The sequence below is a fragment of the Ralstonia sp. SET104 genome, assembly GCF_003851545.1.
Taxonomy (GTDB): Bacteria; Pseudomonadota; Gammaproteobacteria; order Burkholderiales; family Burkholderiaceae; genus Ralstonia.
On record NZ_BHVX01000009.1, the window covers coordinates 27,879 to 54,630 of the forward strand.

The following is a 26,752-nucleotide window of genomic DNA, read 5'->3' on the forward strand; positions in this document are numbered from 1 at the left end:
CAACGTAACCGCCGCATCTGACTTGAACACCCAGCGGCGCAGAACAACGACGTCACCGATTCAAACGCTATGTCCACCCTCCTGATCGAACTGCTGACCGAAGAACTGCCGCCCAAGGCGCTGTCCCGCTTGGGCGAGGCGTTTGCGCGCGGCCTGTTTGACGGTCTGTCGGCGCAAGGCCTGCTCGAAGAGGGCGCCGCCGTGGAAGGCTTTGCCACACCACGCCGCTTGGCTGTATCGATCACCGGCGTGCGCCGCACGGCCCCCGATCGCGAGCTGCGCGAGAAGGTTCTGCCCGTGACCATCGCCTTCGACGCCGAGGGCAAGCCCGCCGCGCCGCTCGTCAAGAAACTGGCTGCGCTGGCCAAGACGGTAGGCGTGGAAGTCATCGCCCCCGAATCGCTCGAACGCGCGCCCGACGGCAAGGCCGAAGCGCTGTTCTACCGCTACACCGCACGCGGCGCCGCGCTGGCCGACGGCCTGCAGACCGCGCTGACACAAACCATCGCCAACCTGCCGATCCCGAAGGTGATGACGTATCAGCGCCCGAACGGTGAAAACGTGCAGTTCGTGCGCCCAGCACACAAGCTGATTGCGCTGCTCGACAGCACGGTCATTCCCGTCAGCGCGTTTGGCCTGCAAGCAGGCAACATCACGCTGGGCCACCGTTTCCTGTCGTCGGGCGAAATCATCATCCAGGACGCCGCCTCCTACGCGAGCACGCTGGAAGCCCAGGGCAAGGTCATCGCCAGTTATGCCAAGCGAAAAGAAGCCATCCGCGCCGAGCTGCTCAAGACCGCCGGCACTGATACGGTCGTCATGCCCGAAGCGCTGCTGGACGAAGTGAACGCGCTGGTCGAATGGCCCGTGGTCTACCCCTGTCACTTCGAGGAAGCATTCCTCGCCGTGCCGCAGGAGTGCCTGATCCTGACCATGCAGACCAACCAGAAGTACTTTGCGCTGACGGATGCACAGGGCCATCTGCGCAACCGCTTCCTGATCGTCTCGAACATCGCCACGGGCACGCCCGAGGCCATCATCCAAGGCAACGAGCGCGTGGTGCGCCCGCGCCTGGCCGACGCCCGCTTCTTCTTCGAGCAGGACAAGAAGAAGCCGCTGGCCGACCGCGTGCCGCTGCTCTCGCGCGTGGTCTATCACAACAAGATCGGCACGCAGCTGGAGCGCGTGACGCGGCTGCAAGCCATCGCTGGTCAACTGGCCGAAAAGCTCGGCGCGGATGTTGCGCACGCCTCACGCGGCGCGCTGCTGGCCAAGGCCGACCTGCTGACCGACATGGTGGGCGAGTTCCCAGAGCTGCAAGGCACGATGGGCACCTACTACGCCCGCCACGACGGTGAACCCGACGACGTCGCGCTGGCCTGCTCCGAGCACTATCAGCCGCGCTTTGCCGGCGACGCACTGCCCAGCACCGCCACCGGCACCGTGGTGGCGCTGGCCGACAAGCTCGAAACGCTGGTCGGCATCTGGGGAATCGGCCTGCAACCCACGGGCGAGAAAGACCCGTTCGCGCTACGCCGCCACGCGCTGGGCATCCTGCGCATGCTGATTGAAAAGCCGCTCGCGCTGACGATCGGCGACGCGCTGCAGATTGCCGTCGCCAGCTTCGACGGCATCGCTGCCGTCAAGCCGGACCTCGCCGCCATCACCGACTTCCTGTACGACCGCCTGCGCGGCTACCTGAAGGACAAGGGCTACAGCACCAACGAGGTGGAAGCCGTGGTCAGCCAGCGCCCACAGCGCCTGGACGACATCGTCGCGCGCCTGGAAGCCGTGCGCGCCTTTGCCGCCCTGCCGCAGGCCGAAGCGCTGGCCGCCGCCAACAAGCGCATCACCAACATCCTGAAGAAGACCGACGTCGCCATCGGCGGGGTGCAACCGCAACTGCTCAAAGAAGATGCCGAGCGCGCGCTGCACCAAGCTGTCGCCTCATCCGAGCCTCAGGTGCACGACGCGTTTGCACGCGGCGATTTCACCACCGCGCTCAAGACGCTGGCCGGCCTGCGCGAAGCGGTCGATACCTTCTTCGACGGCGTAATGGTGATGGCCGACGACACCGCACTGCGCGACAACCGGCTCGCATTGCTGGGTGAACTGCACAGCCTGATGAACCGCGTGGCGGACATCTCCAAGCTGGCTGCTTGATTGGCCAACTGAGCGAAAGCCGGAGCCCGACATGCCCCACGTCCCCAAGCTGGTGATCCTCGACCGCGACGGCGTTATCAACCGCGACAGCGACCAGTTCATCAAATCACCTGACGAGTGGATCGCCCTTGACGGCAGCCTGGAAGCCATTGCCGAGCTGAACCAGGCCGGCTACCAGGTGGTGGTGGCAACCAACCAGTCGGGTATCGGACGCGGCCTGTTTGAAGCCGCTGCGCTCAACGCCATGCACGAGAAGATGTACAAGGCGCTCGCCACCTACGGCGGGCGCGTCGATGCTGTCTTCTTCTGCCCGCACACTGCGGCGGACGCCTGCGAATGCCGCAAGCCCAAGGCCGGCATGTTTCGCGAGATCGCGCGCCGTTTCGACATCGACCTGACCGGCGTGCCGGTGGTCGGCGATTCGCTGCGCGATCTGCAAGCCGGCGCAGAAGTCGGCGCCGTCCCGCACCTCGTACTCACCGGCAAGGGCACCAAGACCCGCGACGCCGGCAACCTGCCCTCGGGCACCCAGATTCACCAAGACCTGCGTGCGTTTGCGCGCGCGCTGCTGTCCCCCGCGCCCCAGGGCATGCCCACGCGAGCCCCTTGCGCCTCTTAAATGCGCGCCCCCAATGACTCTTATCCGTTCGCTGCTGTACCTGATTTTCCTGATTGTCTGGACGCCGATCTATGCGGTGGCCTGCTTTATCGTGTTTCCGTTCATGAACCCCGCCCGCCGGTTCTGGATGGTGTCCGGGTGGACGAAGTCCGCCATCTGGATGGCGCGCCTGCTGGTGGGCATCCGCTGGCAATACCAGGGCTGGGAGCACATCGAAGAAGCCGTTGCCACCAACAAGCAGGTGGTGCTGCTCTCCAAGCATCAGTCGGCGTGGGAGACCATGGCCTATGTCGCGACCATGCCACGCCCGCTGTGCTACGTGTTCAAGCGTGAGCTGCTGTTTGTGCCGTTCTTCGGCTGGGCGCTGGGCATGCTCAAGATGGTGCACATCAACCGCAAGGACGGCGCCAACGCATTTGCTTCAGTAGCGCGTCAGGGCAAGGAACGGATGGCCGAAGGCGCATGGGTGATCATGTTTCCGGAAGGCACGCGCACGCGCTCGGGTGATCCGAAACCGCGCTACAAGAGCGGCGGTGCGCGCTTCGCCGTGGATACCGGCGCATGGGTCATCCCTATCGCCCACAACTCCGGTCGCGTGTGGCCGCGCAATTCGTTCCTGAAGCACCCGGGGCTGATCACGCTGTCGGTGGGTCCGGCCATCTCGACCGCCGGCAAGACCAGCGACGAGCTCAACCGCGAAGTCGAAGCGTGGATCGAAACAGAAATGCGTAGAATCGACGCCGATAGCTACCGCGAGCACGCATGAAACTGCTGCGCCCACCGACTTCGCCCTCCACCGCCGACAGCGTCCAGCTTGAGCTGCCGCTGCTCGCGCCGGAAGCCACGTCGCCGTCGCAGCAGCCTGACGCGTCCCTCTTCGCCCCGCCCGCACCCGATTTTTTCACCGCACCGCTGGGCCCCAACCAGCGCCGCCTGACGCTGGGCGAGCGCGCGCTGGTCTACAACCTCAAGCGTTCGTCGCGGCGCACCATCGGTTTTGTCATCGATGACCGCGGCTTGTCGATCACGGCACCGCGCTGGGTCACGCTGGCCGAGATCGAACACGCCATCGCCGAAAAGCAGAAGTGGATCTTCGCCAAGCTGGCCGAATGGCGCACGAACGCAGCGCGCCGCATGCTGCCGCCCATGGAGTGGCAGGACGGCGCGACGCTGCCGTTCCTCGGCAAGACGATCATGCTCAAGCTGGAGTCGCCCATCGGTGCGCTGATGTTCGATGCCGACACCAGCGTGCTTCACCTGGGTCTGCCGCCCACCACGACTGAACAGCAACTCAAGGACCGCGTGCAGGGTTGGCTGCAGACGCAGGCGCGACGCCTCTTCGGCGAACGGCTTGAGGTGTACGCAGAACGCCTGGGCGTGCGGCATAGCGCGTATGCGCTGTCGTCCGCCGCCACACGCTGGGGAAGCTGCACTGCCGACGGCAAGATCCGCCTGAACTGGCGGCTCGTGCATTTCCCGATGAGCCTGATCGACTACGTGGTCGCACACGAGCTTGCGCACCTCAAGGAGATGAACCACAGCCCGCGTTTTTGGGACACGGTGGAATCGATCTTTCCTGAGTTTCGTGACGCGCGGGAGCAACTCCGGTCGCATCCGCCGGAGTACTTACCCGCTTTTTGAGTTTTTTGCTGGTGGCGCACCAATAAAAAACAGCGCGCCAAGCCACTCCCAGCACATTCCGTCACACCCTCCTACAATATCGCCTTCCCCGCAGTCCCCCAGGAAGGAAACCCCATGCGAATGCTCCACACCATGCTGCGCGTCGGCGACATGCAGCGCTCAATCGACTTCTACACCAAGGTGCTCGGCATGCAATTGCTGCGCACCAGCGACAATCCCGAATACAAGTACTCGCTGGCCTTCGTCGGCTACGGCCCGGAAACCGGCAACACCGTTATTGAGCTGACCTACAACTACGGCGTGAGCGAGTATGAACTCGGCTCCGCCTTCGGCCACCTCGCCATCGAAGTCGACAACGCCGCGCAGGCCTGCGACCAGATCCGCAACGCGGGTGGCAAAGTCACGCGCGAGGCCGGCCCGGTCAAGGGCGGCAGCACCATCATCGCGTTTGTGGAAGATCCGGACGGCTACAAGATCGAACTGATCCAGGCACGCTCAATGCCCGATGGCAACCGTCACTGACACCGTCCGCCGTCCGCTGGACGGCACCGCCATCGGCCTGATGGTGGTGCTGTGCATGTGTTGGGGTTTCCAGCAGGTGGCCATCAAGGTGGCCGCGCACGATGTCGGGCCCGTCATGCAGGCCGGCGTGCGATCGACGATTGCGTCCGGGCTGGTGCTGGCGTTTGCGCTTTGGCGCGGTACGTGCCTGTCGGTACGCGACGGCACGTTGCCGGGCGGCCTGATAGCCGGCGTACTGTTCGGCATCGAGTTCCTGTGCATCTTCATCGGCCTGGGCTACACCACGGCCTCGCGCATGGCGGTGTTCCTCTACACGGCGCCGATCTTCACTGCGCTCGGTCTGCACTTTTTCGTGCGGGGCGAACATCTGCGCTCGCGCCAGTGGATCGGTATCGGCATTGCATTTGCGGGGATCGTGCTGGCGTTTGCCGATGGCATTCTGCACCCGGCGGCCGGCTCGTCGACGTCGTTGGGCGATGCACTCGGTGTGGCAGCCGGCGCGCTCTGGGGCGCAACGACCATCGTCGTGCGTGCGAGCAAGCTGTCGGAAGCGCCGGTGGCCAAAACGCTGCTGTACCAGTTGGCCGTGTCAGCCGTGCTGCTGATGATGATGGCCGCCGGCACGGGCCAGATCTTCACGGCCAATCTGACACCGACCGCGCTTGCCAGCCTCGCCTACCAGTCCGTGCTGATTGCCTTTGCCAGCTACCTGACGTGGTTCTGGCTGCTGCGCCGCTACCTGGCGTCGCGCTTGTCGGTGTTCTCGTTCTTGACGCCGCTGTTTGGCGTGGCGTTTGGCGTGTTGCTGTTACACGAGCCGGTGGGCCTGCGGTTTGCGCTGGCCGCGGTGCTTGTGCTCTCAGGCATCCTGCTCGTCAATCTTCGATAAGAGACGGCTGCAAGAGAGAAGCGCAATGGCTCTGACGGTTCAACGCCGCCGCAGACAGTACTAGCAGTACGGCAAGGCGGCGCTGGGCTGTCAGAATTCGCCTCCGTCGGTCTCTTCAGGCGTACTGCCGGCGATGCGGTTGGCCGGCAGCGCGTTCGCCACCGCCACAAAGTCTTCCACCGGCACTTCTTCCGCGCGACGGCTCAGGTCAAAGCCGAGCGCGTCGAAATCGATCACATCGCGAAGCGCGCCCAGCGTATTGCGCAACACCTTGCGCCGCTGCGAAAACGCCATCGTCACCACCGTGCCCAGCGCGCGCATGTCCACCGGCGCATACGGCGATTTGTCGGCCGGCCACGGAATCATCCGCACCACGGCCGAATCCACCTTGGGCGGCGGGTTGAACGAGCCTGGCGGCACATCCAGCACCAGCTCCATGTAATACCGCACCTGCAGCATCACCGACAGCCGGCTGAACGCCTTGCTGCCCGGCGCCGCCACCATGCGGTCGACCACCTCTTTCTGCAGCATGAAGTGCTGATCGCGTACGCGATCTGCGAACGTGGCCAGATGAAACAGCAGCGGGCTCGAGATGTTGTATGGCAGGTTGCCGACGATGCGCAGCGGTCGGCCCGTCTCATGCAGCGAACCGAAATCGAATGCCAGCGCATCGCCCGCATGCACGATCAGCCGATCGCCGAAACGCTTCTGCAGGCGTGCGACGAGGTCGCGGTCCAGCTCGACCACCTGCAGCGTGCGCACGCGCTCCATCAGCGGCACGGTGAGCGCGCCCAGACCCGGGCCGATCTCGACGAGCACATCGTCGGGCTGCGGATCAATGGCGGCAACGATGGCGTGGATCACGCCGTCATCGACCAGGAAATTCTGGCCGAAGCGCTTGCGGGCCTGATGCCCCTGGTGAACGCCGGTCGTGGATCGTGCCATTGCGAACTCGAAATCGAAAAGGTCAAAAAAAATCAGGAGCGTGCTGCGTGGCGAGCCATGGCGATTGCCGTGTCGATCGCCTCGATCATGCTGCCGAACTCCGCGCGGCCTGTACCCGCCAGATCCAGCGCCGTACCGTGGTCAACCGACGTGCGCACGAATGGCAGGCCCAGCGTGATGTTCACGCCGTGGCCAAAGGTGCCGTACTTGAGCGGCGCCAGGCCCTGATCGTGATACATCGCCAGCACGCAGTCGGCATCGGCCAGCAGGCGCGGCTGAAACAGCGTGTCGGCCGGATACGGGCCACGCGCATCGATGCCGCGCGCACGCGCACGCGCGATGGCGGGTTCGATTACCTCGATCTCTTCGCGGCCGAGATGGCCGGACTCCCCTGCATGCGGATTCAACCCTGTCACGAGGATGCGCGGCGCGCCCAGCCCGAAGCGTGCGCGCAGGTCACGCTGCACGATGTCGAGCGTCTCGTCGAGCACCGCGGGCGTGATGGCGTCCGATACCTCGCGCAACGGCAGATGCGTCGTTGCAAGCGCTACGCGCAGCATGGCGTTGTCGTGCGCCGGTTGCGGGCCGGCCAGCATCATCACCACGCGCGGCGTGTGGCTGCGCTCGGCCAGGTATTCTGTGTGACCAGTAAACGGCACGCCGGCATCGTTGATCGTGCTCTTCTGTACCGGCGCCGTGACCATCGCGTCATAGCGCACGCCATCGGCCGTACCTTGCAGGCAACCGTCGATGGCCGCGTCGAGCAGATCCAGCACATAGCGCCCATTGGCGGCATCCAGCACCCCAGCGCGCACCGGTGCACCCAGCGGGCGCTCCACAATGATCAACGCCGTAGACGCAACGCGCCAGAAATCGCCCTGACCGGCCGCATCAGCCCGCGCCTGCAGCAATGCCGCATCACCAATCACGTGCCACCGCACCCCGGCGTAGCGCGACGATGCCTGCCGCGCCAGGTGCAGCAGCGCAGCCACGGTGATGTCGGGGCCGATGCCGGCGGGTTCGCCGGTGGTGATGGCAATGTTCAGCATGCAGCGCTTTCCTGCGATGATTTCAGGTCGGTCTAGAAACGCCACGGCCGCCCGCAGGCGGCCGTGAGCGATGCGGATATCCGTAGCTTACTGCTGACGGTTCACGCGATATTCCACGTGTGCCGAGTCGCGCAGCTCACGCAGCCAGTCTTCGTAAGCAGCCTGGACTTTCTGTTCGCGAATCACAGAGCGCGCGTAGTCGCGCTGGCGGTCCCCTGACACCTCAGCCTCACGTCGCCCTTCCACCTGGATCAGGTGCACGCCGAACTGGCTCTGCACCGGCTGCGACACATCGCCCGGCTTGAGTTGGTTCATCGCCTGCTCGAACTCCGGCACCAGTTGGCCCGGCGACACCCAGCCCAGCTCGCCGCCAGCACCAGCCGAACCATCTTGCGAATACCGGCGCGCCGCATCGCCAAAGTCATAGCCATGGACAATGCGATCACGCAGGCCCACCAACTGGCGGCGTGCGTCATCCGCCGACATCGTCGGACCGGTCTTGATCAGGATGTGGCGCACTTGCGTCTGCTGCACCTTGGCGGCAATGGCCGTGCTCGGCGCACGCTTGTCCAGCAGCTTGATCACGTGAAAGCCCGCCGGGCTTTCAACCACCTGGCTCGCCACCTGGCCGGCCTTCATGTCGACCACGGCGTTGGCAAACACAGCCGGCAGACGGCCAATCGGACGCAGCCCCAGTTCGCCACCTTGCGAGGCATCCTGCGCGCCGGAATTGTCACGCGCCAGCTTGGCAAAATCTGCGCCGCCCTGCGCCTGCTTGAGCAGACTTTCAGCCTTGCTGCGCGCAGCGGCCTTCTCTGTATCCGAGGCACCCTCGGCGACCGGCACGAGAATCTGCGCGACGTTGTATTGCTGCTCGCCAGCCGGGGCCGCACCACCGCCCTGCTGCGCCAGATAGTTGTCGATCTCGCCGTCGTAGACCTGCACCTTGGCGTCGACCTCGCGCTCACGCAGGCGCGCCAGCAGAATCTCCTGGCGCAGGTCATCGCGGTACTTGTCGTAGGTCATGCCGGCGTCCTTCAGCTTGCTCTTGAGCTGCGGCACCGACAGGTTGTTTCGCTGAGCCACGCTTTCCACGGCACGATCCACATCGGCGTCGGATACGCGAATGCCGCTTTCCTTGGCGGTCTGCGCCTGCACGCGTTCCAGGATCAGCTGCTCGAGCACTTCGCCGAGCATATCTGCACGCGCAGGCAACGGGCGGTTCTGTGCGCGGAAGGTGCGCTCGACCAGATCGGCGCGGTTGAGCAGTTCGCGGCGGGTGATGACGTCGGTGTTGACCACGGCCACCACCTCGTCGACAAGCTGGCTGCGCGGCGCACCCGGAGCGGTCGGCTCAGGCAGCGTGCCCTGCAGCAGCGGCTGGCTCGGCGATGAATTCGGGTTGGCGAAGATGCCGCGCACCGGCGCACTCTTCTTCGTTGGTTGCGCCTGCTGCGCGTAGGCGGCGGGCGACAGCGTGGCGCCTGCCATCAGCGCAACCAGCACGCCGGTCGCAACACGCAAGCGGCCCAGAGGTGCCACACGCGTGGCGAAAGCGGTCGATTGGAAAGCCATGATGTCGTTATTCATATTGATCCAGCACGGACGGCGTGATCGGCTGCGCGGTCACCGGCTGGTAGCCGGGCACATTCAGACGAATTACGTCGATCGGATTGTTCCCCACCTTCGACAAACCCTTGAACTCGATCTGGGCAAAGATATGCGTCGTATAGCCCGAGACCGCGTTGCTGTAGCGCTGCACCGCCAGTCGACCGACCCAGCAGTCTGCGACATATTCGAGGCCGAGCAGCATGTCAGACGGCTTACGCGCATCGAGGTCGTAACCGATGCGGCCCAGCCCATAGAGACGCCGCGTGATCGGCCACTGCGTTGAGATATCGGCCTGTTCCAGCGGCAGTTGACCGGTGTTGGTGTCTTGCCGGTAGTAGCGGTAGCCGAGGTTGATCACCTTGTTGGCTTCCGGCTTCCAGCTGAACGCCACCGTCGAGCGCATGATGCGATCGATATCCTGATTGTACTGAAGGTTCGTATCGAAAAAGATGCCGCGGAACATCTGGATCGTGGTCGCGCCCAGAAGGTCCGAATAGCGGCGCACCGCCGTCGGCGCCGCGCCCGCCAGCGTCACGCGCTGGCCGTCCAAATCGATGCGCTGCGCGATCGTCGCGCGCAAACGCTCGATGCCTGATTCCGATTCAATAAAGCGCGTGGTCACGCCCGCCGTCAGCTTGTTGTTGTCGGCAATGCGGTCGTAGCCGGTGTAGGGGTTCTCGGTAAAGATCTGGCCGAGGTTGTAGTCCGACTGACCGGTATCGAACAGCGGGATCTGCGACTGATCGCGGTACGGCGTGTATACGTAGAACACGCGCGGTTCCAGTGTCTGGATGTAGCTCACGCCAAACAGCTTGGTGACCAGCGGCGCATCGCGCTCGAAGGTCATGCCGGAATCGAGCGAGAACGTGGGCAGCGTGCGGTTGATCTGGCTGTCCTGGGTGTCGCCAGCCGGACGATCCAGGCGGTATGCCGTGGTGTTCAGGATGAACTTAGGCGTGACGTACCAGCCCGGACGGATGATCGGGTAGCTGATCGTCGGCTGCATGTACAGACGCTCGCCCTGGACAGTATTGGCGGTCGGAATCGAGAACCGCGTGTAGTCGGTCAGGAAATTGATGTCAAAACCGCCAACGTCGTACCGGTTATACGTCAGACTCAAATCCGGCACGCGCTCGTACGGCGCTGCCAGGGGCGTAGTAGCGGTCGACAGCGTCTGGAACTTCTGCACACGCGCCATCGCGACCCAGTCGCCGATCGAATACGAGACGCCGCCTTCCTGGATGTACTGACGCTGCGTCGCCGTGACGATGCTGCGTCCAAGGTCGTCCGGATACGTGTTGTCGGAAACCTTGTTGTAGTTGATGTAGCCGGTCAGGCCAGGGGCCAGGCGCTGCGTGTGTACCGCTGAAATCGACCAGCGGTTGCGACCGGCTTCACGGTCATCGGGCAGGAATTCGCCGCGCAGGGCGCCGCTGTACGAGGTGTTGAGATAGCGGTATTCGGCGCCAAGCTGCAGGCCGCGCGTGGTCAGCAAGCGCGGATACAGCGTCAAATCACGATTCGGCGCGATGTTGAAGTAGTACGGCAGCGTGACGTCGGCCCCGCTGCGGCTGTTATAGCCGAAGACCGGGGCGAGAAACCCGCTGCGCCGGTCGTCATTGAGCGGAAAATCCATCACCGGCGCCGCAAACACAGGCACGCCAAAGAAGTGCAGCACGCCGTTGCGGCCGGTGCCGACCTGGCGGTCGCTGTCGATATCGATGCGGCTTGCGCTGAAGTACCAGTCGACGTTGTCGGGCGAACACGTGGTGTACGTGCCGCGCGTGATGCGGCTGTTGTCCTTGTCGATGAAATCGATGCGGTCTGCGGTGCCGTGGCCGCCGGTTGTGTGGAACTCATAGGCCGGCGTGGTCATGGTGCCTTCGTTGGCGGTGACCTTGAGCTTGGCATCCGGGCCTGTGACCAGCGTGCCGCCCTTGAACAGCCGCACGTTGCCGGTGGCGGTGGCGACGTCGGTGTCCTGGTTGTAATCGAGCGTGTCGCCCTTGAGCACCGAACCGTTGCGGCGCAGCTCGCCGCTGCCGCGCAGATGCGCGTCTTCATTGGTACGGCCGTCCATCTTGTCGGCCGCGGTAAACGTGGGGACGGTGTTGTCCGGACGTTGGACGGGCTCGGCCATCTTGGGCACGAGCGGGCTGCCGCCGGGCGTGGTCGGGCCGGATGTGGCCAGCGCCGTCACCGAAGACGCCGGCGTGGCAGCGGATGCCGTCGCCTGCGTCGTATCCGGGCTCTGCGCCGCAGACGTCGCGGTCCACACACCGGCCACCGCGAACACCAGCGGGCGCAATGCCAGCGTGCCACGCCGGTTGGCGGGCCGCTGATCGGGCGCGGCAACAGCAGCGCGCTGCCGGTTTTTCCTGGCTCGGTTCGGTTCGGTCATGCAGATCGGGAACAGGGCCGCGCGCGCAACGGCACGCACAGGCACAAAATCAGTCAGTACTGCGGTCAATCCCGCCGTCGGACGCGGCCTGGACAGGGCCGGCGCTCGCTCGCGGCGAAACTCGGTCGGGTATTATACGGGGCTTCCTTCCTGCTCCATTCCAGCGCTTCCTCAGCATGGCTTTAACCCCTGGCGCCGCCACCGGCGCAACCGACGCACGCCTCGATCAACTGCGCGACTGGCTCAGCACTTTGCCTGCCGCCCACGGCCTGCGTACTGACACGCTGCAGCCCGCTTCGGCCGATGCCAGCTTCCGCCGTTATTTCCGCCTGGACGGCGCTGTTACTGGTCAACCCGGCACGCTGGTCGTCATGGATGCGCCGCCGCCACAGGAAGACTGCCGCCCGTTCGTCCATGTGGCTGGCCTGCTCAATGGCGCCGGCGTGCATGCACCGCAGGTGCTGGAGCAGGATCTCGCGCAGGGCTTCCTGCTGCTGACCGACCTGGGCCCGCAGACTTATCTGCAATCGCTGCGCGAGCGCGATTTCGACCTCGCTTACGCCAACACGCTGTTCCGCCCGGCCATCCACACGCTGGTGCGCTGGCAATTGGCCTCGCGCGAAGGCGAGCTGCCGCCATACGACGAGGCGCTGCTGCGCCGCGAGCTGTCGCTGTTTCCCGACTGGTATGTCGACCGCCACCTGCAGCGCACGCTCGACACCACCCAGCGCGAATCGCTCGACAAGGTGTTCAAACTACTGGTCGACAGCGCCCTGGCCCAGCCGCGCGTGTACGTGCATCGCGACTACATGCCGCGCAACCTGATGGTCAACGCGGCCGATCCGTCGCAGCCGGGCGTGCTGGACTTCCAGGACGCCGTCTACGGCCCGATCACTTACGACGCCGCTTCGCTGCTGCGCGACGCCTTCCTGTCGTGGGATGAAGAGCAGGAACTCGACTGGGCCGTGCGCTACTGGGAAGCCGCCCGTGCCGCCAAGCTGCCGGTGGACGAAGATTTCGGCGAGTTCTATCGCGCGCTCGAATGGATGGGTGCGCAGCGCCACCTGAAGGTGGCCGGTATCTTCGCGCGCCTGCGTTACCGCGACGGCAAGACCGGCTACGTGGAAGACACCCCGCGCTTCATTGCCTATCTGCGCCGCGTATGCAGCCGCTACAACGCGCTGGCGCCGCTGGCTCGGCTGCTCGATCAGCTCGAAGATCGCGCCCAGCAGATCGGCTACACGTTCTGATTCCAATGGCTTCCCAACGCACTGCGGAATTCCGTGCCGGCGTCCTGGCGCTTGCGCCCATGCTGCTGGGCGTCGTGCCCTTCGGCCTGATCTATGGCGTGCTGGCCACGTCCGCCGGCATGCCCGCGTGGCTGGCCGTGGCGATGAGCGCCATCGTATTCGGTGGCGCCTCACAGATGATCCTGGTGCAGTTGTGGGCCGGTGGCGCGCCCGCGCTGGTGATTGCGGCAACGGTGTCGATGGTAAACCTGCGGCACGCGCTGTATTCGGCCAGCATCGCCCCGACGCTGGCGCATCTGCCGCGCCGCTGGAAATGGCTGATCGCTTATCTGCTGACGGACGAGGCGTTCGCCGCCATGAACCGGCGCGTGGTCAATGCGCGTCCAGGCACCGAAGAGACGACCTACCGTCACTGGTACTTCCTCGGCGCCGGCGTGGCACTCTGGACGAGCTGGCAGGCTTCGACCATCGTCGGCGTGGTGCTGGGCGCGCAAGTGCCGACCACCTGGCCGCTCGATTTCTTCCTGCCGCTCACGTTCATCGCTATCGTGGTGCCAGCGCTGCGCACGCGTGCGCAACTGGCGGCGGCGCTTACCGGCGCGGCGTTGGCCGTGGCGTGGACAGGCTGGCCGCACAAGCTGGGGTTGATGAGCGCGGCATGCGTGGGCATCGCCATCGGCGCGCTCGTCGAGCGGTTGCTGGCCCGGCCTTCCGACAAGGGAGCGACCGCATGAAAGCCCTGATCCTCTTCAGTGTGCTGCTGATTTCTGGCGCGGCCACTTACCTGATCCGCCTGTCTTTCATTGCGCTCGAAGGGCGCATGAACCTGCCACTGTGGTTCCGCAGCGCCCTGCCCTACGTGCCGGCCGCCATGCTGACCGCGCTGATCGCGCCCGATCTGCTGATGCGCGACGGCACGCTGGCCGTATCAGTGGACAACCCGCGCCTGCTGGCCGGCATCGTTGCCATCGTCATCGCACGGGCGACAAAGAGCGCGATGTGGACCATCGTCGGCGGCATGGCGGTGCTGCTGATTCTCATGAACGTGATGGCCTGACGCCACAATGAAAGCCATGATTTTTGCCGCGGGCCGCGGCGACCGCATGCGCCCACTGACCGACCACACGCCCAAGCCCCTGCTCAACGTTGGCGGCAAACCGCTGATCGTCTGGCAAATCGAGCGCCTGGCCTCGGCTGGTGTGCGCGACATCGTCATCAATCACGCATGGCTCGGTACTCAGATTGAAGCCGCGCTTGGCGACGGCAGCGCCTGGGGTGTGCGCCTTGCGTATTCGCCGGAAGGGCAAGCACTGGAAACGGCAGGCGGCGTCGCCCAGGCCATGCCACTGCTGCATGCCGGCGCCGGCCACAGCGTGTTCATTGCCGTCAGCGGCGATGTGTTCTGCGATTACGACTACACCACGCTGTGTGACCACGCCCCGGCGATGGTCGCACGGGCCACGCCGGGCATGCACCTGGTGATGGTGCCCAACCCGCCCTACCACTTGCGCGGCGACTTTGCCCTGGATAACGAAGGCACGCTCCACGTCGACGGCGCCGAACGCCTCACGTTTGGCAACATCGGCCTGTACGACACGCGCCTGTTTGCCGGCATCGCGCCCGGCACGCGGCTGGCGATGACGCCGCTGTATCACCAGGCCATTGCCGAAGGCCGCGCTACAGGCGAGCGCTTTGACGGCCGCTGGGAAAACGTCGGCACGCCCGGCCAGTTGGCAGCACTGGATGCCGAAGTGAGCGCCTAGTCAGCCTGGGCGGGCTCGAGCGCACACAAGGCCGCACACAAGGCAACTGGAAGGCACGGCGTTACAATCGACGCATCCTTTCTGCCGCTGGAAAACACGCCATGTCCGCCACCGAACTCGCTTTTCTCCAGACCTGTCGCCAACGCCGCGAGCGCGTCGTGCAGTGGCTGCGCGCCGCAGTCGGGAACGGTGGCGGAGTCGCCATCGTGCCGACCGCGCCCGAGGCGATGCGCAACCGCGACAGCGACTACCCCTATCGGCACGACAGCTACTTTTACTACCTGACTGGCTTCACCGAGCCTGAAGCGGTGCTCGCCATCGTGGTGCCGGCCGGCAACGCACCCGCGCGCAGCGTGCTGTTCTGCCGCCCCAAACATGAAGAGCGCGAAATCTGGGACGGCTTCCGCTTCGGCCCTGAAGCGGCCAAGGAAGCCTTCGGCCTGGATGAAGCACACTCGGTGGAAGAGATCGATGCGACGCTGCCCAAGCTGCTAGCCAACGCGGCCGCCGTGGCGTATCCGCTGGCCGAGAGCGGCACGTTCGACCGCCGCATGCGCCGCTGGCTCGACACGGTGCGCATGCAGGGCCGCGCGGGCGTGTCGCCACCGCATCAGGCGCTGGACGTGCGCGCCATCCTCGACGAGCTGCGCCTGTTCAAAGACCCGAGCGAACTCGACATCATGCGCCGCGCCGCGCGCATCTCCGCCGGCGCACACGTACGCGCCATGCAAGCCTCGCGTGCCGGTCTGCGCGAATATCACCTCGAGGCCGAACTGCTGTACGAATTCCGCCGCCACGGTGCGCAAAGCGTCGCCTACAACTCCATCGTTGCCACCGGCCCGAACGCGTGCGTGCTGCACTATCGCGCCGGCAACGCTGAATTGCGCGACGGTGACCTGTGCCTGATCGACGCTGGCTGCGAGCTTGACGGCTACGCGTCGGACATCACGCGCACGTTCCCCGTCAATGGCCGCTTCACCGGCCCGCAGCGCGAGCTGTACGAACTCGTCGTCGCCGCGCAGGAAGCCGCCATTGCCGAGACGCGCCCCGGCGTGCCGTACAACGTGCCACACGACGCTGCCACGCGCGTGCTGGCGCAAGGCATGCTCGACACCGGCCTGCTCGACGCCAACCAGGTCGGCACGACCGATGACGTGATTGCCGGCGGGCAGTATCGCCAGTTCTACATGCACCGCACCGGCCACTGGCTCGGCATGGACGTGCACGACGTTGGGGAATACCGCACGCCGGGCACGGCCGCTCCCACTGAAGGCGAACGCCCGTGGCGCCCCCTGGAAGCCGGCATGGTGCTGACCGTCGAACCCGGCATCTACGTACGCCCGGCGCCGGGCGTGCCGGAACAGTATTGGCACATCGGCATCCGCATTGAAGACGACGCCATCGTCACGCCCGAAGGCTGCGAGATCATCACGCGCGACGTGCCCGTGGCCCCGGACGAAATCGAACTGGTGATGCGGAGCCAGGCATGACAGACAGCATCGCACCGAGCACCGCCACAACGGATTTCGACGTCGCCATCGTCGGCGCCGGGCCGGTTGGGCTCGCACTGGCCAACTGGCTGCTGCGCGACACCGACTGGCGCATCGCCCTGTTCGATGCGCGCGACGCAGAAGCCGCGGCACAAGACCCGCGTGCGCTCGCACTGTCGCACGGCTCGCGCGTGCTGCTGCAAGAGATTGGCGGCTGGCCCGCGCGCGCCACGCCCATCACGCATATCCATGTCTCGCAGCGCGGCCACTTCGGCCAGGCGCATATCCGCCGCGAAGACTATGACGTGCCCGCGCTCGGCCACGTCGTGCAATACGGCGACCTGAGTGCCGCGCTCAACGCTGCGCTCGCCACGCAGATGCAGCGTCATCCGGCCCGCATCACCCGCTACGATCACACGCCGGTCGAGCGCGTCGAGCAACTGCCGCGCGCCGACGGCACCGTTGCCCCGGCACGCGTGCGGGCACTACATGGTGAAAGACATGCGGGGCAGCATCCGCTGGCGATCGAAACCGAAGTCGTCATCCAGGCCGAAGGCGGCTTGTTCGACGATGCACGCAAGCAGGCCGGCAGCCTTGCCCACGCGCGCCGCCGCGATTACGGCCAGACCGCCATCGTTGCGCACGTGCGCTGCAGCGCGCCGCTTGATGGCTGGGCCTGGGAGCGCTTCACGCCCGAAGGCCCGCTCGCATTGCTGCCGCAAGATACCGCGCAAGGCCCAGGCTATGCGCTCGTGTGGTGCTGCGCGCCTGACGAAGCCCGCCGCCGCGCGGGGCTGCCCGACGATACCTTCCTCGCCGAATTGAACGCTGCCTTTGGCGAACGCATGGGCCGCTTCACGCACGCCAGCCCGCGTCACACATTCGCGCTTGGGCTGCATGCGCAGCGCATTCCGGTCGACCGCCGCGTGGCGGCCATCGGCAATGCCGCGCAGACGATCCACCCGGTGGCAGGCCAAGGCTTCAACCTCGGCCTGCGCGACGCGTTCGAGATGGCCCGCGCGCTTCGAGATGCGGCAACGCCTGCCACCCTCGCACGCTTTGCCCGCGAACGCGCGTTCGACCGCGCCGTCACCATCGGCCTGACCGATCTGCTGCCGCGCGCGTTTGCCGTGCCGGGGCGGCCGTTTGGCCACCTGCGCGGCGCGGCGCTTACGCTGCTCGAATGCCTGCCGCCGCTCAAGCACGGGCTGGCGCGGCAGATGATGTTCGGGCAGCGAGGCTAGCCGGCCTGGCCCCCGACGGGCGTGACAACACGCCGCCACGACCGCACCGCCGCATAGTTTGTGCACAACATTTAGGCAATCCGGCGGTTTGGCGGTAAAATCCCGTCCTCGCATTTTTCACTCCCGTCGCTCCGCCTGCACGTCTGCCGACTCTGGGCGGAAGGGGTGTTTTTTCGTTTCTTCCCAATACACTGCCTTGCAGATCGGACCGCATACCCTTCGCAACAACCTGTTCGTCGCCCCCATGGCGGGCGTGACGGACCGCCCGTTCCGCCAGCTTTGCAAGCGGCTGGGCGCGGGCTATGCGGTGTCGGAGATGGTCGCGTCCAACGCGCAGCTCTGGAAGAGCGAGAAGACCATGCGGCGCGCCAACCACACAGGCGAAGTCGAGCCGATCGCCGTGCAGATTGCCGGCGCCGAGCCGATGATGATGGCCGAGGCCGCTCGCTACAACGTCGACCGCGGCGCGCAGATCATCGACATCAATATGGGCTGCCCGGCCAAGAAGGTGTGCAACGTGGCCGCCGGTTCCGCCCTGCTGCAGAACGAGCCGCTGGTCACGCGCATCGTCGAGGCAGTGGTGGGTGCTGTGGGCGACCGCGTGCCGGTCACGCTCAAGATCCGCACCGGCTGGGACCGCGAACACCGCAACGCGCTTACCGTGGCACGCATCGCGCAGGACGCGGGCATCAGCATGCTGACCGTGCACGGCCGCACGCGTGCCGACCTGTACCACGGTGAAGCCGAGTACGACACCATCGCCGCGGTCAAGGCGTCGGTGCGCATTCCGGTGGTCGCCAACGGCGATATCACCACGCCGGCCAAGGCCCGCCATGTGCTGGCCGTAACCGGCGCCGATGCCATCATGATCGGCCGCGCTGCGCAGGGGCGCCCGTGGCTGTTCCGCGAGATCGAGCACTTCCTGCAGACCGGCGCGCTGCTGCCGGCGCCGGAAGTGGAAGAGATTCGCGGCATCATGAACGCTCACCTGGAAGAGCACTACGCGTTCTACGGCGAGTACACCGGGGTGCGTACCGCACGCAAGCACATCGCTTGGTACACGCGCGGGTTGGCCGGGGCCAACCTATTCCGCCACCGCATGAACACCATCGAAGACACTGCGGCGCAATTGGCCGCAGTCAACGCGTTCTTCGACGAGCAGCGTGCGCTGTCCGACCGTCTGGTCTACGAAGACCAACGCGTGGACGAGAACGACAACAGCGGCGACCGCCCCACGACGGGCAACAACAACGACAACAACAAGGAGCTGCTTGCCGCATGAGCCGCAACCCGATCGAACGCTGCATCCGGGACAGCCTGGATACGTACTACCGCGACCTGGACGGCGAGAACCCGTCCAACGTCTACGACATGGTGCTGCAGGCCATTGAACGGCCGCTGTTGGAAACCGTGATGGCATGGGCTTCCAACAACCAGTCGCAGGCGGCCGACTACCTCGGCATCAACCGCAACACGCTGCGCAAGAAGTTGCAGCAGCACGGCCTCATCTGAGGCTGCGGGCCGGCCTTTGAATCGATTTCCTTTCTGACGGCGCCTAAGACCAACCTGGTGCCCTACCCGCCCACCGGCGTTTCCACCATGATCCAGCAAGCCCTGCTTTCCGTTTCCGACAAGACCGGCATCGTCGACTTTGCCCGTGCCCTGCACGGCGCAGGCGTCAAGCTCCTCTCCACCGGCGGCACCGCCAAGCTGCTCGCCGAATCGGGCCTGCCCGTGACGGAAGTGGCCGACTACACAGGCTTTCCGGAAATGCTCGACGGCCGCGTCAAGACGCTGCACCCGAAAGTGCACGGTGGCATCCTGGCCCGCCGCGACCTGCCCGAGCACATGGCTGCGCTGGCTGAACACAGCATCCCGACCATCGACCTGCTGGTGGTGAACCTGTACCCGTTCCAGCAGACCGTCGCCAAGGACGAATGCTCGCTGGCCGACGCCATCGAGAACATCGACATCGGCGGCCCGACCATGCTGCGCTCGGCAGCCAAGAACCACCGCGACGTGACGGTCATCGTTGATCCGGCCGACTACGCCACCGTGCTGGCCGAAATGCAAGCCAACAACAACACGGTTGGCTTTGAGACCAACTTCATGCTCGCCAAGAAGGTGTTCGCGCACACCGCGCAGTACGACGGCGCCATCACCAACTACCTGACGAGCCTGGGCGCCGACAAGTCGCACAGCACGCGCAGCGCCTATCCGCAGACGCTGAACCTGGCCTTCGACAAGGTGCAGGAAATGCGCTACGGCGAAAACCCGCATCAGTCCGCCGCCTTCTACCGCGACCTGAAGGCCGTGAACGGCGCGCTCGCCAACTACAAGCAACTGCAGGGCAAGGAGCTGTCGTACAACAACATCGCCGACGCCGATGCCGCGTGGGAATGCGTGAAGTCGTTCGATGCGGCCAAGGGCGCCGCGTGCGTGATCATCAAGCACGCCAACCCGTGCGGCGTGGCCATCGGCGGCACCGCGCAGGAAGCGTACGAAAAGGCGTTCAAGACGGATTCGACCTCGGCCTTCGGCGGCATCATCGCCTTCAACGTGCCGCTGGATGAGGCTGCCGCACAGGTGGTGGCCAAGCAGTTCGTGGAAGTGCTGATCGCCCCGGGCTTCACGGAAGGCGCACGTGCGGTGTTCGCGGCCAAGCAGAACGTGCGCGTGCTGGAAATCCCGCTCGGCAACGGCATCAACGCCTACGACTTCAAGCGCGTGGGCGGCGGCCTGCTGGTGCAGAGCCCGGACGCCAAGAACGTGCAGCCGAGCGAGTTGCGCGTGGTCACCAAGCGCCACCCGACGCCGAAGGAAATGGACGACCTGATGTTCGCCTGGCGCGTCGCCAAGTTCGTCAAGTCGAACGCCATTGTGTTCTGCGGCGGTGGCATGACGCTGGGCGTGGGCGCCGGCCAGATGAGCCGCGTCGATTCGGCACGCATTGCCAGCATCAAGGCGCAGAACGCGGGCCTGACGCTCGCCGGTTCGGCCGTGGCGTCGGACGCGTTCTTCCCATTCCGCGACGGCCTGGACGTGGTGGTCGATGCCGGCGCCTCGTGCGTGATCCAGCCGGGCGGCTCGGTGCGCGACGACGAAGTGATCGCCGCCGCCGATGAGCGCAACGTGGCCATGATCTTCACCGGCACGCGCCACTTCCGCCACTAAACGGTCACGAAACAGCACGGCCGCTCGACCGATCAAACGGGGCAAGGCGTAAACTGGCGCCTTGCCCCGTTTTTATTTCTGCTCACTTCCTTCATGCGCATCCTCGGCATCGACCCCGGCCTTCGCACCACGGGTTTCGGCGTGCTTGAACGGCACGGCCACAAGCTCGTCTACGTGGCCTCGGGCACGATCAAGAGCAACGGCAATGCCGACTTGTCCAGCCGTCTGAAGACGCTGTACGACGGCGTCTCCGAGTTGGTGAGCGTCTACCGGCCGAACTGCGCCGCCATCGAAAAAGTCTTCGTCAACGTCAACCCGCAATCGACGCTGCTGCTGGGCCAGGCGCGCGGCGCGGTGATCTGCGGACTGATGAGCGGCAACCTGCCGGTGTTCGAATACACCGCGCTGCAGCTCAAACAGGCCGTGGTCGGTTACGGCCGCGCCAACAAGGATCAGGTGCAGGAGATGGTCGTGCGCCTGCTCAACCTTGAAGGCAAACCCGGCTCGGATGCCTCCGACGCACTGGGCGTGGCGATCTGCCATGCGCATGGCGGTGAAACGCTCGCCGCCATGGCGGGCCTGGCGCCGCAGCTTGCGCAGAAGGGGCTGCGTGTGCGGCGCGGGCGGTTGGTCGGCTGATTCAATCAACACCCTCAGCGCCCCTCACCTTCAAGCACTGAGGTGCGCGCCGCATCGGCTACACTGCGCTCCGTTTTGGAGGAACTTCACCCATGATCGGACGCATCGCCGGGACGCTGATCGAAAAGAACCCGCCGCACCTGCTGGTCGACTGCCACGGCGTCGGCTACGAGATCGACGTGCCGATGAGCACGTTCTACAACCTGCCCGCCACCGGCGAGAAGGTCGTGCTGTTGACCCAGCAGATCGTGCGCGAGGATGCGCACCTGCTCTACGGCTTCGGCACCGCCGCCGAGCGCGAAACCTTCCGCCAGCTCATCAAGATTTCGGGCATCGGCGCGCGCATTGCGCTGGCGGTGCTGTCGGGCATGTCGGTGGCCGAACTCGCACAGGCTGTCACGCTGCAGGAAGCTGGGCGGCTCACACGCATTCCGGGCATCGGCAAAAAAACGGCTGAACGCCTGCTGCTCGAACTCAAGGGCAAGCTGGGCGCCGATCTGGGTGCGGTACCGGGCGGGCCTGCCGTGTCGGATGACGCCGTGGACGTGCTCAACGCCCTGCTGGCGTTGGGGTATTCCGACAAGGAAGCGGCACTCGCCATCAAACAGGTGCCGGCCGGCACGGGCGTGTCGGAGGGCATCAAGCTGGCGCTCAAGGCGCTCTCAAAGGGCTGACGCCCGGGCAGCGGCGAGGCGGTAAAATGGTCCGTTCGCGCGCGGCACCCTCTGCCCGCGCCGCCTTCCCGTCATGATCGAAACCGACAAGCTCGCCGCCAAGGCCGTCTCTGCTGAACGCCTGATTTCAGCCTCCCCCGCCTCCCCCAACGAGGAGGCGTTCGAGCGCGCACTGCGCCCCAAGCTGCTTGACGAATATGTCGGCCAGGAAAAGGTGCGCGGCCAGCTCGACATCTTCATGACGGCGGCCAAGAACCGCAGCGAAGCGCTGGACCACGTACTGCTGTTCGGCCCGCCGGGCCTGGGCAAGACAACGCTGGCGCACATCATTGCGCGCGAGATGGGCGTCAACCTGCGCCAGACCTCCGGCCCCGTGCTGGAGCGCCCCGGCGATCTGGCGGCGCTGCTCACCAACCTTGAAGCCAACGACGTTCTCTTCATCGACGAGATCCACCGGCTCTCGCCCGTGGTGGAGGAAATCCTGTACCCGGCGCTGGAGGACTACCAGATCGACATCATGATCGGCGAGGGCCCGGCGGCGCGCTCGGTCAAGCTCGATCTGCAGCCGTTCACGCTGGTAGGGGCCACCACGCGCGCCGGCATGCTGACCAACCCGCTGCGCGACCGCTTCGGCATCGTCGCGCGGCTGGAGTTCTACACGCCGGCTGAGCTGGCGAAGATCGTCAAGCGTTCGGCCGGTCTGCTCAATGCACACATTGTGGACGCGGGCGCGCTGGAAATCGCCAAGCGCTCGCGCGGCACACCCCGTATCGCCAACCGCCTGCTGCGCCGCGTGCGTGACTTTGCCGAAGTGAAAGCCGATGGCGTCATCACCCGCGAGGTGGCCGACGCCGCGCTGGCCATGCTCGACGTGGATGCCGTCGGCTTCGACCTGATGGATCGCAAGCTGCTCGAAGCGATCCTGCACAAGTTCAACGGCGGGCCGGTCGGCGTTGACAACCTGGCCGCCGCCATTGGCGAAGAGCGCGACACGATTGAAGACGTGCTCGAGCCGTACCTGATCCAGCAGGGCTACCTGCAACGCACGCCGCGCGGGCGCGTGGCCACGGCCTCGGCGTACCAGCACTTCGGGCTGGGCGCCCCCAAGAGCGGGCCTGTGCGTGAGCTCTGGGACGACAACAACAACTAACACCCCACCCACCTCACCCGCCATGACTGCCCCCAGTCCTCAGCGCAACTTCCGCTACTACGACTTCGTCATGGCCGCCTTCGTCACGGTGCTGCTGTGCTCGAACCTGATCGGCGCAGCCAAGGCGGCGCAGATCACGCTGCCGATTCTCGGGCCGGTCACGTTTGGCGCGGGCGTGCTGTTCTTCCCCATCTCGTACATCTTTGGCGACATCCTCACCGAGGTGTACGGCTACGGGCGCGACCGCCGCGTGGTGTGGGCCGGCTTTGCCGCGCTGATCTTCGCGTCGTTCATGTCGCTGGTGGTGTTGGCGCTGCCGGTGGCGCCGTTCATGGCCGACTATCAGAAGAGCCTGAACGACGTGTTCGGCAACACGCCGCGCATCGTCGCCGGGTCGCTCATCGCGTTCTGGTGCGGCAGCTTCGCCAACAGCTACACGCTGGCGAAGATGAAGATCTACACGGAAGGGAAATGGCTGTGGACGCGCATTGTCGGCTCCACGGTGGTGGGCGAGGCGGTGGATTCGTCGCTGTTCTACGTGATCGCCTTCTACGGCATCTGGCCGCACGAACAGGTGCTGCGCGTGGCCATCGCGCAATACATCCTCAAGACCGGCTGGGAGATCCTGGCAACGCCGCTCACCTACCGCGTCGTCGCCTTCCTCAAGCGCGCCGAAAACGAAGACTACTACGACCGCGACACCGACTTCACGCCGTTCCGGCTGAAGGTGTAGCGCGTGGCGTTCCAGACTTCACGTTTGAGGTTCTGAACTCGGCGTGGTCGCGTTCCGGACCCCACTGTTGAGGTTCGCAACCCCACATTCGGTGTTTCCGAACGCCATGCTCAAGGTTCAGAACGCGATGTTTGAAGTGCTGAACTCGGAGGTGTTGCGTTCAGAACAACATGTTCCGAGTTCCGGACGCGGCGTTCGGGGTTCTGCACGCCGCAGTTGAGGTTCCGAACCCGACGCTTGCGGTTCCACACCCCGCGTACCGGGTTCCAAACCCAGCCAGCGGCCCAGCGCTAGGGCACGCGGCGGTCCACCTCGTCGAGCACCAGCAAATCGAGGTGCGCGACATCGCCCCACTGCACCACGGTCAGTTGATGACCATCCGACGAAAGCCGATTGATGCTGGCGTTGCGCAATTCATGCTGACGCGGCTCGGCAAGCGTCATGGCGTTGGCGTGGCGATACAGGCAATCGAGCACGCCGCCGTGGCTCACCAGCGCGATGCGCTCGCCGGGGTGGCGGCGGATCAGGCGCAGGGCGGTTTGCACCGCGCGCGCATGGAATTCAGTGAGCGTTTCGCCGCCGGGTGGAGCGAACTCGGGCACACGGTTCTGCCACGCATCGAAGTCGGCCGGATGCTGCGCGGCGACTTCGGCGTAGGTCAGGCCTTCGAACTGGCCGTAGCAGCGCTCGCGCAGGCCGGCGTCATCGCGCACCGTGGCGCCAACTTCGTCCGCCAGCGCCTGCGCGGTCTGCTTCGCACGCGACAGGTCGCTCGCATAGACGGCGTCAAACCGTTCGCGTGCAAGCGCGCGGCCCAGTTGCGTGGCTTGTTCCAGCCCCTGCGTATTCAGCGGCACGTCGAGCTGACCTTGCAGGCGGCGTTCGCGGTTCCAATCGGTCTCGCCGTGGCGCACGAGCACGATGTGGGTGATCTGCGGCATCGGCATGGGAATGGCGGCGGCGCGTGGCATCACAGGGCTCTCAAACGTGTCAGACAGATTTGGCTGTTTCCGAAGCGGTGGCACGCGCAACTTGCGGCGCCACCTGCAACCAGAACGTGACCGGGCCATCGTTGACGAGCGACACTTTCATATCCGCGCCGAACTCGCCTGTGGCGACGATGGGGTGCTGCGCGCGAGCCCGCGCCACGAAATGCTCATACAGGCGGCGGCCGTCTTCCGGGGCAGCCGCAGGCGTGAAGCTCGGGCGCGTGCCGGATTTGGTATCCGCCGCCAGCGTGAACTGCGACACGACCAGCAAGCCACCGGCCTGCCCGTTGCCGTCGATGTTGCGCACCGGCAGGTTCATCTTGCCCTGCGCGTCGGAGAACACCCGGTAGTTCAGCAGCTTTTCCAGCAAGCGATCGGCCTCGGCAGCACTGTCACCGCGTTCGGCGCACACGAGCGCGAGCAGACCCGGGCCGATCTCGCCGACCACACGGCCGTCGACACGCACAGCCGCCTGCGAGACGCGCTGGATCAGTCCAATCACTTCAGCACCACGCGGGCAAAGCGACGCTTGCCGACTTGCATCACGAACGTGCCGGCCTCAACCTTCAGCGCCTTGTCGCTGATGACGGTGCCGTCGATCTTCACGCCGCCCTGCTCGATGTTGCGGTTGGCGTCCGACGTGGACGGGCACAGGCCGGCTTGCTTGAGCAGTTGCGCAATGCCCAGCGGCGCGCCCGACAGCTCGATCTGCGCAATGTCGTCCGGCACACCGCCGCGTGCGCGGTGGTTGAAGTCTTCCAGCGCGCGCTCGGCATCGGCCTGGCTGTGGAAGCGCGCGACGATCTCCTGCGCCAGCATCACCTTGCAATCGCGCGGGTTGCGGCCCAGTACGATCTCCTGCTTCATCAGGTCGATCTCGGCCAGCGGGCGGAACGACAGCAGCGTGTAGTACGTCCACATCAGGTCGTCGGAGATGCTCATCAGCTTGCCGAACATCTCGTTCGGCGCCTCGCTGATGCCGACGTAGTTACCCTTGGACTTGGACATTTTCTCCACACCGTCCAGGCCCACCAGCAACGGCATGGTCAGGATGCACTGCGGTTCCTGGCCGTATTCCTTCTGCAGCTCGCGGCCGACCAGCAGGTTGAATTTCTGGTCGGTGCCGCCCAGCTCCAGATCGGACTTGAGCGCGACCGAGTCGTAGCCCTGCATCAGTGGGTAGAGGAATTCGTGCACCGAGATCGGCACGCCGGCCTTGTAGCGCTTGGTAAAGTCGTCGCGCTCCATCATGCGGGCCACGGTGTACTTGGCGGCCAGTTGGATGATGCCGCGCGCGCCCAGTGGGTCGCACCATTCGCTGTTGTAGCGGATCTCGGTCTTGCTCGGGTCCAGCACCATGCTGGCCTGGCGGTAGTAGGTCTGCGCGTTGGTCTCGATCTGCTCACGTGTGAGCGGCGGGCGCGTGGCGTTGCGGCCGGACGGGTCGCCAATGGTCGAGGTGAAATCGCCGATCAGGAAGATCACCTGGTGGCCAAGGTCCTGCAACTGGCGCATCTTGTTGAGCACCACGGTGTGGCCGATATGGATGTCGGGCGCGGTCGGGTCCAGGCCCAGCTTGATGCGCAGCGGCACGCCGGTGGCGGCGCTCTTGGCCAGCTTCTGCTCCCACTCGGCGGCGATCAGCAGTTCGTCGCAGCCGCGCAGCGAGACTTCCATCGCGTGCGCCACCTCCGGCGTGACCGGATACTTGGGTTTGCCCGGCGTGGCGCTATCAGAAGCGGGGGAAGCGGCGGAAGTGGCAGATGCAGTCATGGCAAAAGGAAAAGTCACCGCGCCGCACATGAA

Annotated in this window: 26 protein-coding genes; 19 read left to right on the plus strand and 7 right to left on the minus strand. The window is 65.5% G+C overall.

What is annotated here, in order from left to right:
- Nucleotides 1–69: 69 nt before the first annotated feature.
- From glyS to PSUB009319_RS13265, 6 genes are all read left to right on the plus strand, one after another.
- Nucleotides 70–2,163, plus strand: coding sequence for a glycine--tRNA ligase subunit beta (glyS, locus tag PSUB009319_RS13240; protein WP_124382693.1), 2,094 nt, complete (start codon nucleotides 70–72; stop codon nucleotides 2,161–2,163).
- A gap of 31 nt (nucleotides 2,164–2,194) precedes the next feature.
- A complete protein-coding gene (gene gmhB, locus PSUB009319_RS13245; protein ID WP_124382694.1) occupies nucleotides 2,195–2,782 on the plus strand; it encodes a D-glycero-beta-D-manno-heptose 1,7-bisphosphate 7-phosphatase in 588 nt (195 codons plus the stop codon).
- Between the two features lie 13 nt (nucleotides 2,783–2,795).
- A complete protein-coding gene (locus tag PSUB009319_RS13250) occupies nucleotides 2,796–3,548 on the plus strand; it encodes a 1-acyl-sn-glycerol-3-phosphate acyltransferase (RefSeq protein ID WP_124382695.1) in 753 nt (250 codons plus the stop codon).
- Complete coding sequence (locus tag PSUB009319_RS13255; protein WP_124382696.1) at nucleotides 3,545–4,423, plus strand: M48 family metallopeptidase; 879 nt, start codon at nucleotides 3,545–3,547, stop codon at nucleotides 4,421–4,423. Before PSUB009319_RS13250 ends, PSUB009319_RS13255 begins: the two co-directional genes overlap by 4 nt.
- A gap of 114 nt (nucleotides 4,424–4,537) precedes the next feature.
- Nucleotides 4,538–4,945, plus strand: a complete 408-nt coding sequence (gene gloA / locus PSUB009319_RS13260) for a lactoylglutathione lyase (protein WP_124382697.1) — start codon at nucleotides 4,538–4,540, stop codon at nucleotides 4,943–4,945.
- On the plus strand, nucleotides 4,929–5,834 hold the full coding sequence (locus tag PSUB009319_RS13265) for a DMT family transporter (protein ID WP_124382698.1): 906 nt from the start codon (nucleotides 4,929–4,931) through the stop codon (nucleotides 5,832–5,834). Before gloA ends, PSUB009319_RS13265 begins: the two co-directional genes overlap by 17 nt.
- 90 nt (nucleotides 5,835–5,924) lie before the next feature.
- On the opposite strand, the gene rsmA is transcribed toward PSUB009319_RS13265, so the two are convergent.
- The 4 genes from rsmA to PSUB009319_RS13285 form a co-directional block, all read right to left on the minus strand.
- Nucleotides 5,925–6,779, minus strand: a complete 855-nt coding sequence (gene rsmA / locus PSUB009319_RS13270; RefSeq protein WP_124382699.1) for a 16S rRNA (adenine(1518)-N(6)/adenine(1519)-N(6))-dimethyltransferase RsmA — start codon at nucleotides 6,777–6,779, stop codon at nucleotides 5,925–5,927.
- Between the two features lie 32 nt (nucleotides 6,780–6,811).
- On the minus strand, nucleotides 6,812–7,828 hold the full coding sequence (pdxA, locus tag PSUB009319_RS13275) for a 4-hydroxythreonine-4-phosphate dehydrogenase PdxA (RefSeq protein WP_124382700.1): 1,017 nt from the start codon (nucleotides 7,826–7,828) through the stop codon (nucleotides 6,812–6,814).
- A gap of 87 nt (nucleotides 7,829–7,915) precedes the next feature.
- Nucleotides 7,916–9,403 (minus strand): peptidylprolyl isomerase, encoded by a 1,488-nt coding sequence (locus PSUB009319_RS13280; RefSeq protein ID WP_185453468.1) that lies wholly within the window; start codon nucleotides 9,401–9,403, stop codon nucleotides 7,916–7,918.
- 7 nt (nucleotides 9,404–9,410) lie between these two features.
- The gene (locus tag PSUB009319_RS13285; RefSeq protein ID WP_124382702.1) at nucleotides 9,411–11,840 is read right to left on the minus strand and encodes an LPS-assembly protein LptD; all 2,430 of its coding nucleotides are present in this window, start codon (nucleotides 11,838–11,840) and stop codon (nucleotides 9,411–9,413) included.
- Between the two features lie 176 nt (nucleotides 11,841–12,016).
- Here PSUB009319_RS13285 and PSUB009319_RS13290 point away from each other — a divergent pair, with 176 nt between their 5' ends.
- The 13 genes from PSUB009319_RS13290 (at nucleotide 12,017) to PSUB009319_RS13350 (ending at nucleotide 23,957) form a co-directional block, all read left to right on the plus strand.
- Complete coding sequence (locus PSUB009319_RS13290) at nucleotides 12,017–13,090, plus strand: aminoglycoside phosphotransferase family protein (protein WP_124382703.1); 1,074 nt, start codon at nucleotides 12,017–12,019, stop codon at nucleotides 13,088–13,090.
- A gap of 5 nt (nucleotides 13,091–13,095) precedes the next feature.
- Complete coding sequence (locus PSUB009319_RS13295; protein WP_124382704.1) at nucleotides 13,096–13,824, plus strand: AzlC family ABC transporter permease; 729 nt, start codon at nucleotides 13,096–13,098, stop codon at nucleotides 13,822–13,824.
- Nucleotides 13,821–14,147, plus strand: coding sequence for an AzlD domain-containing protein (locus PSUB009319_RS13300; protein ID WP_124382705.1), 327 nt, complete (start codon nucleotides 13,821–13,823; stop codon nucleotides 14,145–14,147). The genes PSUB009319_RS13295 and PSUB009319_RS13300 overlap by 4 nt, the downstream gene beginning before the upstream one ends.
- 7 nt (nucleotides 14,148–14,154) lie before the next feature.
- The gene (murU, locus tag PSUB009319_RS13305; RefSeq protein ID WP_124382706.1) at nucleotides 14,155–14,853 is read left to right on the plus strand and encodes an N-acetylmuramate alpha-1-phosphate uridylyltransferase MurU; all 699 of its coding nucleotides are present in this window, start codon (nucleotides 14,155–14,157) and stop codon (nucleotides 14,851–14,853) included.
- Between the two features lie 101 nt (nucleotides 14,854–14,954).
- A complete protein-coding gene (locus PSUB009319_RS13310) occupies nucleotides 14,955–16,343 on the plus strand; it encodes an aminopeptidase P N-terminal domain-containing protein (RefSeq protein WP_124382707.1) in 1,389 nt (462 codons plus the stop codon).
- Nucleotides 16,340–17,587, plus strand: a complete 1,248-nt coding sequence (locus tag PSUB009319_RS13315; RefSeq protein ID WP_124382708.1) for a UbiH/UbiF/VisC/COQ6 family ubiquinone biosynthesis hydroxylase — start codon at nucleotides 16,340–16,342, stop codon at nucleotides 17,585–17,587. The genes PSUB009319_RS13310 and PSUB009319_RS13315 overlap by 4 nt, the downstream gene beginning before the upstream one ends.
- A gap of 196 nt (nucleotides 17,588–17,783) precedes the next feature.
- On the plus strand, nucleotides 17,784–18,869 hold the full coding sequence (dusB, locus tag PSUB009319_RS13320; RefSeq protein ID WP_124382709.1) for a tRNA dihydrouridine synthase DusB: 1,086 nt from the start codon (nucleotides 17,784–17,786) through the stop codon (nucleotides 18,867–18,869).
- Nucleotides 18,866–19,099, plus strand: a complete 234-nt coding sequence (locus tag PSUB009319_RS13325; protein ID WP_124382710.1) for a Fis family transcriptional regulator — start codon at nucleotides 18,866–18,868, stop codon at nucleotides 19,097–19,099. The genes dusB and PSUB009319_RS13325 overlap by 4 nt, the downstream gene beginning before the upstream one ends.
- A gap of 87 nt (nucleotides 19,100–19,186) precedes the next feature.
- Complete coding sequence (purH, locus tag PSUB009319_RS13330; RefSeq protein WP_124382711.1) at nucleotides 19,187–20,761, plus strand: bifunctional phosphoribosylaminoimidazolecarboxamide formyltransferase/IMP cyclohydrolase; 1,575 nt, start codon at nucleotides 19,187–19,189, stop codon at nucleotides 20,759–20,761.
- A 93-nt stretch (nucleotides 20,762–20,854) separates the two neighbouring features.
- Nucleotides 20,855–21,400, plus strand: coding sequence for a crossover junction endodeoxyribonuclease RuvC (gene ruvC / locus PSUB009319_RS13335; RefSeq protein ID WP_124382712.1), 546 nt, complete (start codon nucleotides 20,855–20,857; stop codon nucleotides 21,398–21,400).
- 92 nt (nucleotides 21,401–21,492) lie between these two features.
- Entirely contained in the window at nucleotides 21,493–22,074 is a 582-nt protein-coding gene (gene ruvA / locus PSUB009319_RS13340) for a Holliday junction branch migration protein RuvA (protein WP_012761185.1), read from the plus strand.
- A 73-nt stretch (nucleotides 22,075–22,147) separates the two neighbouring features.
- Nucleotides 22,148–23,224: a Holliday junction branch migration DNA helicase RuvB gene (gene ruvB, locus PSUB009319_RS13345; RefSeq protein WP_124382713.1), complete on the plus strand. Its 1,077-nt coding sequence runs from the start codon at nucleotides 22,148–22,150 to the stop codon at nucleotides 23,222–23,224.
- Nucleotides 23,225–23,246: 22 nt separating this feature from the next.
- Entirely contained in the window at nucleotides 23,247–23,957 is a 711-nt protein-coding gene (locus tag PSUB009319_RS13350; RefSeq protein ID WP_124382714.1) for a queuosine precursor transporter, read from the plus strand.
- Between the two features lie 290 nt (nucleotides 23,958–24,247).
- Here PSUB009319_RS13350 and PSUB009319_RS13355 read toward each other — a convergent pair whose 3' ends face one another.
- The 3 genes from PSUB009319_RS13355 to tyrS are packed head-to-tail and all read right to left on the minus strand — an operon-like array spanning nucleotide 24,248 to nucleotide 26,719.
- Nucleotides 24,248–24,928 (minus strand): histidine phosphatase family protein, encoded by a 681-nt coding sequence (locus tag PSUB009319_RS13355; RefSeq protein WP_124382715.1) that lies wholly within the window; start codon nucleotides 24,926–24,928, stop codon nucleotides 24,248–24,250.
- 19 nt (nucleotides 24,929–24,947) lie between these two features.
- The gene (gene dtd / locus PSUB009319_RS13360; protein ID WP_124382716.1) at nucleotides 24,948–25,448 is read right to left on the minus strand and encodes a D-aminoacyl-tRNA deacylase; all 501 of its coding nucleotides are present in this window, start codon (nucleotides 25,446–25,448) and stop codon (nucleotides 24,948–24,950) included.
- A complete protein-coding gene (tyrS, locus tag PSUB009319_RS13365) occupies nucleotides 25,445–26,719 on the minus strand; it encodes a tyrosine--tRNA ligase (RefSeq protein WP_124382717.1) in 1,275 nt (424 codons plus the stop codon). The genes dtd and tyrS overlap by 4 nt, the downstream gene beginning before the upstream one ends.
- Nucleotides 26,720–26,752 lie beyond the last annotated feature (33 nt).

What these genes read in the sequence shown, in the direction of transcription:
- glyS (WP_124382693.1), top strand. Translation starts at nt 70, where the DNA reads ATGTCCACCCTCCTGATCGAACTGCTGACCGAAGAACTGCCGCCCAAG.
- gmhB (WP_124382694.1), top strand. Translation starts at nt 2,195, where the DNA reads ATGCCCCACGTCCCCAAGCTGGTGATCCTCGACCGCGACGGCGTTATC.
- PSUB009319_RS13250 (WP_124382695.1), top strand. Translation starts at nt 2,796, where the DNA reads ATGACTCTTATCCGTTCGCTGCTGTACCTGATTTTCCTGATTGTCTGG.
- PSUB009319_RS13255 (WP_124382696.1), top strand. Translation starts at nt 3,545, where the DNA reads ATGAAACTGCTGCGCCCACCGACTTCGCCCTCCACCGCCGACAGCGTC.
- gloA (WP_124382697.1), top strand. Translation starts at nt 4,538, where the DNA reads ATGCGAATGCTCCACACCATGCTGCGCGTCGGCGACATGCAGCGCTCA.
- PSUB009319_RS13265 (WP_124382698.1), top strand. Translation starts at nt 4,929, where the DNA reads ATGGCAACCGTCACTGACACCGTCCGCCGTCCGCTGGACGGCACCGCC.
- rsmA (WP_124382699.1), bottom strand. Translation starts at nt 6,779, where the DNA reads ATGGCACGATCCACGACCGGCGTTCACCAGGGGCATCAGGCCCGCAAG.
- pdxA (WP_124382700.1), bottom strand. Translation starts at nt 7,828, where the DNA reads ATGCTGAACATTGCCATCACCACCGGCGAACCCGCCGGCATCGGCCCC.
- PSUB009319_RS13280 (WP_185453468.1), bottom strand. Translation starts at nt 9,403, where the DNA reads ATGGCTTTCCAATCGACCGCTTTCGCCACGCGTGTGGCACCTCTGGGC.
- PSUB009319_RS13285 (WP_124382702.1), bottom strand. Translation starts at nt 11,840, where the DNA reads ATGACCGAACCGAACCGAGCCAGGAAAAACCGGCAGCGCGCTGCTGTT.
- PSUB009319_RS13290 (WP_124382703.1), top strand. Translation starts at nt 12,017, where the DNA reads ATGGCTTTAACCCCTGGCGCCGCCACCGGCGCAACCGACGCACGCCTC.
- PSUB009319_RS13295 (WP_124382704.1), top strand. Translation starts at nt 13,096, where the DNA reads ATGGCTTCCCAACGCACTGCGGAATTCCGTGCCGGCGTCCTGGCGCTT.
- PSUB009319_RS13300 (WP_124382705.1), top strand. Translation starts at nt 13,821, where the DNA reads ATGAAAGCCCTGATCCTCTTCAGTGTGCTGCTGATTTCTGGCGCGGCC.
- murU (WP_124382706.1), top strand. Translation starts at nt 14,155, where the DNA reads ATGAAAGCCATGATTTTTGCCGCGGGCCGCGGCGACCGCATGCGCCCA.
- PSUB009319_RS13310 (WP_124382707.1), top strand. Translation starts at nt 14,955, where the DNA reads ATGTCCGCCACCGAACTCGCTTTTCTCCAGACCTGTCGCCAACGCCGC.
- PSUB009319_RS13315 (WP_124382708.1), top strand. Translation starts at nt 16,340, where the DNA reads ATGACAGACAGCATCGCACCGAGCACCGCCACAACGGATTTCGACGTC.
- PSUB009319_RS13325 (WP_124382710.1), top strand. Translation starts at nt 18,866, where the DNA reads ATGAGCCGCAACCCGATCGAACGCTGCATCCGGGACAGCCTGGATACG.
- purH (WP_124382711.1), top strand. Translation starts at nt 19,187, where the DNA reads ATGATCCAGCAAGCCCTGCTTTCCGTTTCCGACAAGACCGGCATCGTC.
- ruvC (WP_124382712.1), top strand. Translation starts at nt 20,855, where the DNA reads ATGCGCATCCTCGGCATCGACCCCGGCCTTCGCACCACGGGTTTCGGC.
- ruvA (WP_012761185.1), top strand. Translation starts at nt 21,493, where the DNA reads ATGATCGGACGCATCGCCGGGACGCTGATCGAAAAGAACCCGCCGCAC.
- ruvB (WP_124382713.1), top strand. Translation starts at nt 22,148, where the DNA reads ATGATCGAAACCGACAAGCTCGCCGCCAAGGCCGTCTCTGCTGAACGC.
- PSUB009319_RS13350 (WP_124382714.1), top strand. Translation starts at nt 23,247, where the DNA reads ATGACTGCCCCCAGTCCTCAGCGCAACTTCCGCTACTACGACTTCGTC.
- PSUB009319_RS13355 (WP_124382715.1), bottom strand. Translation starts at nt 24,928, where the DNA reads ATGCCACGCGCCGCCGCCATTCCCATGCCGATGCCGCAGATCACCCAC.
- tyrS (WP_124382717.1), bottom strand. Translation starts at nt 26,719, where the DNA reads ATGACTGCATCTGCCACTTCCGCCGCTTCCCCCGCTTCTGATAGCGCC.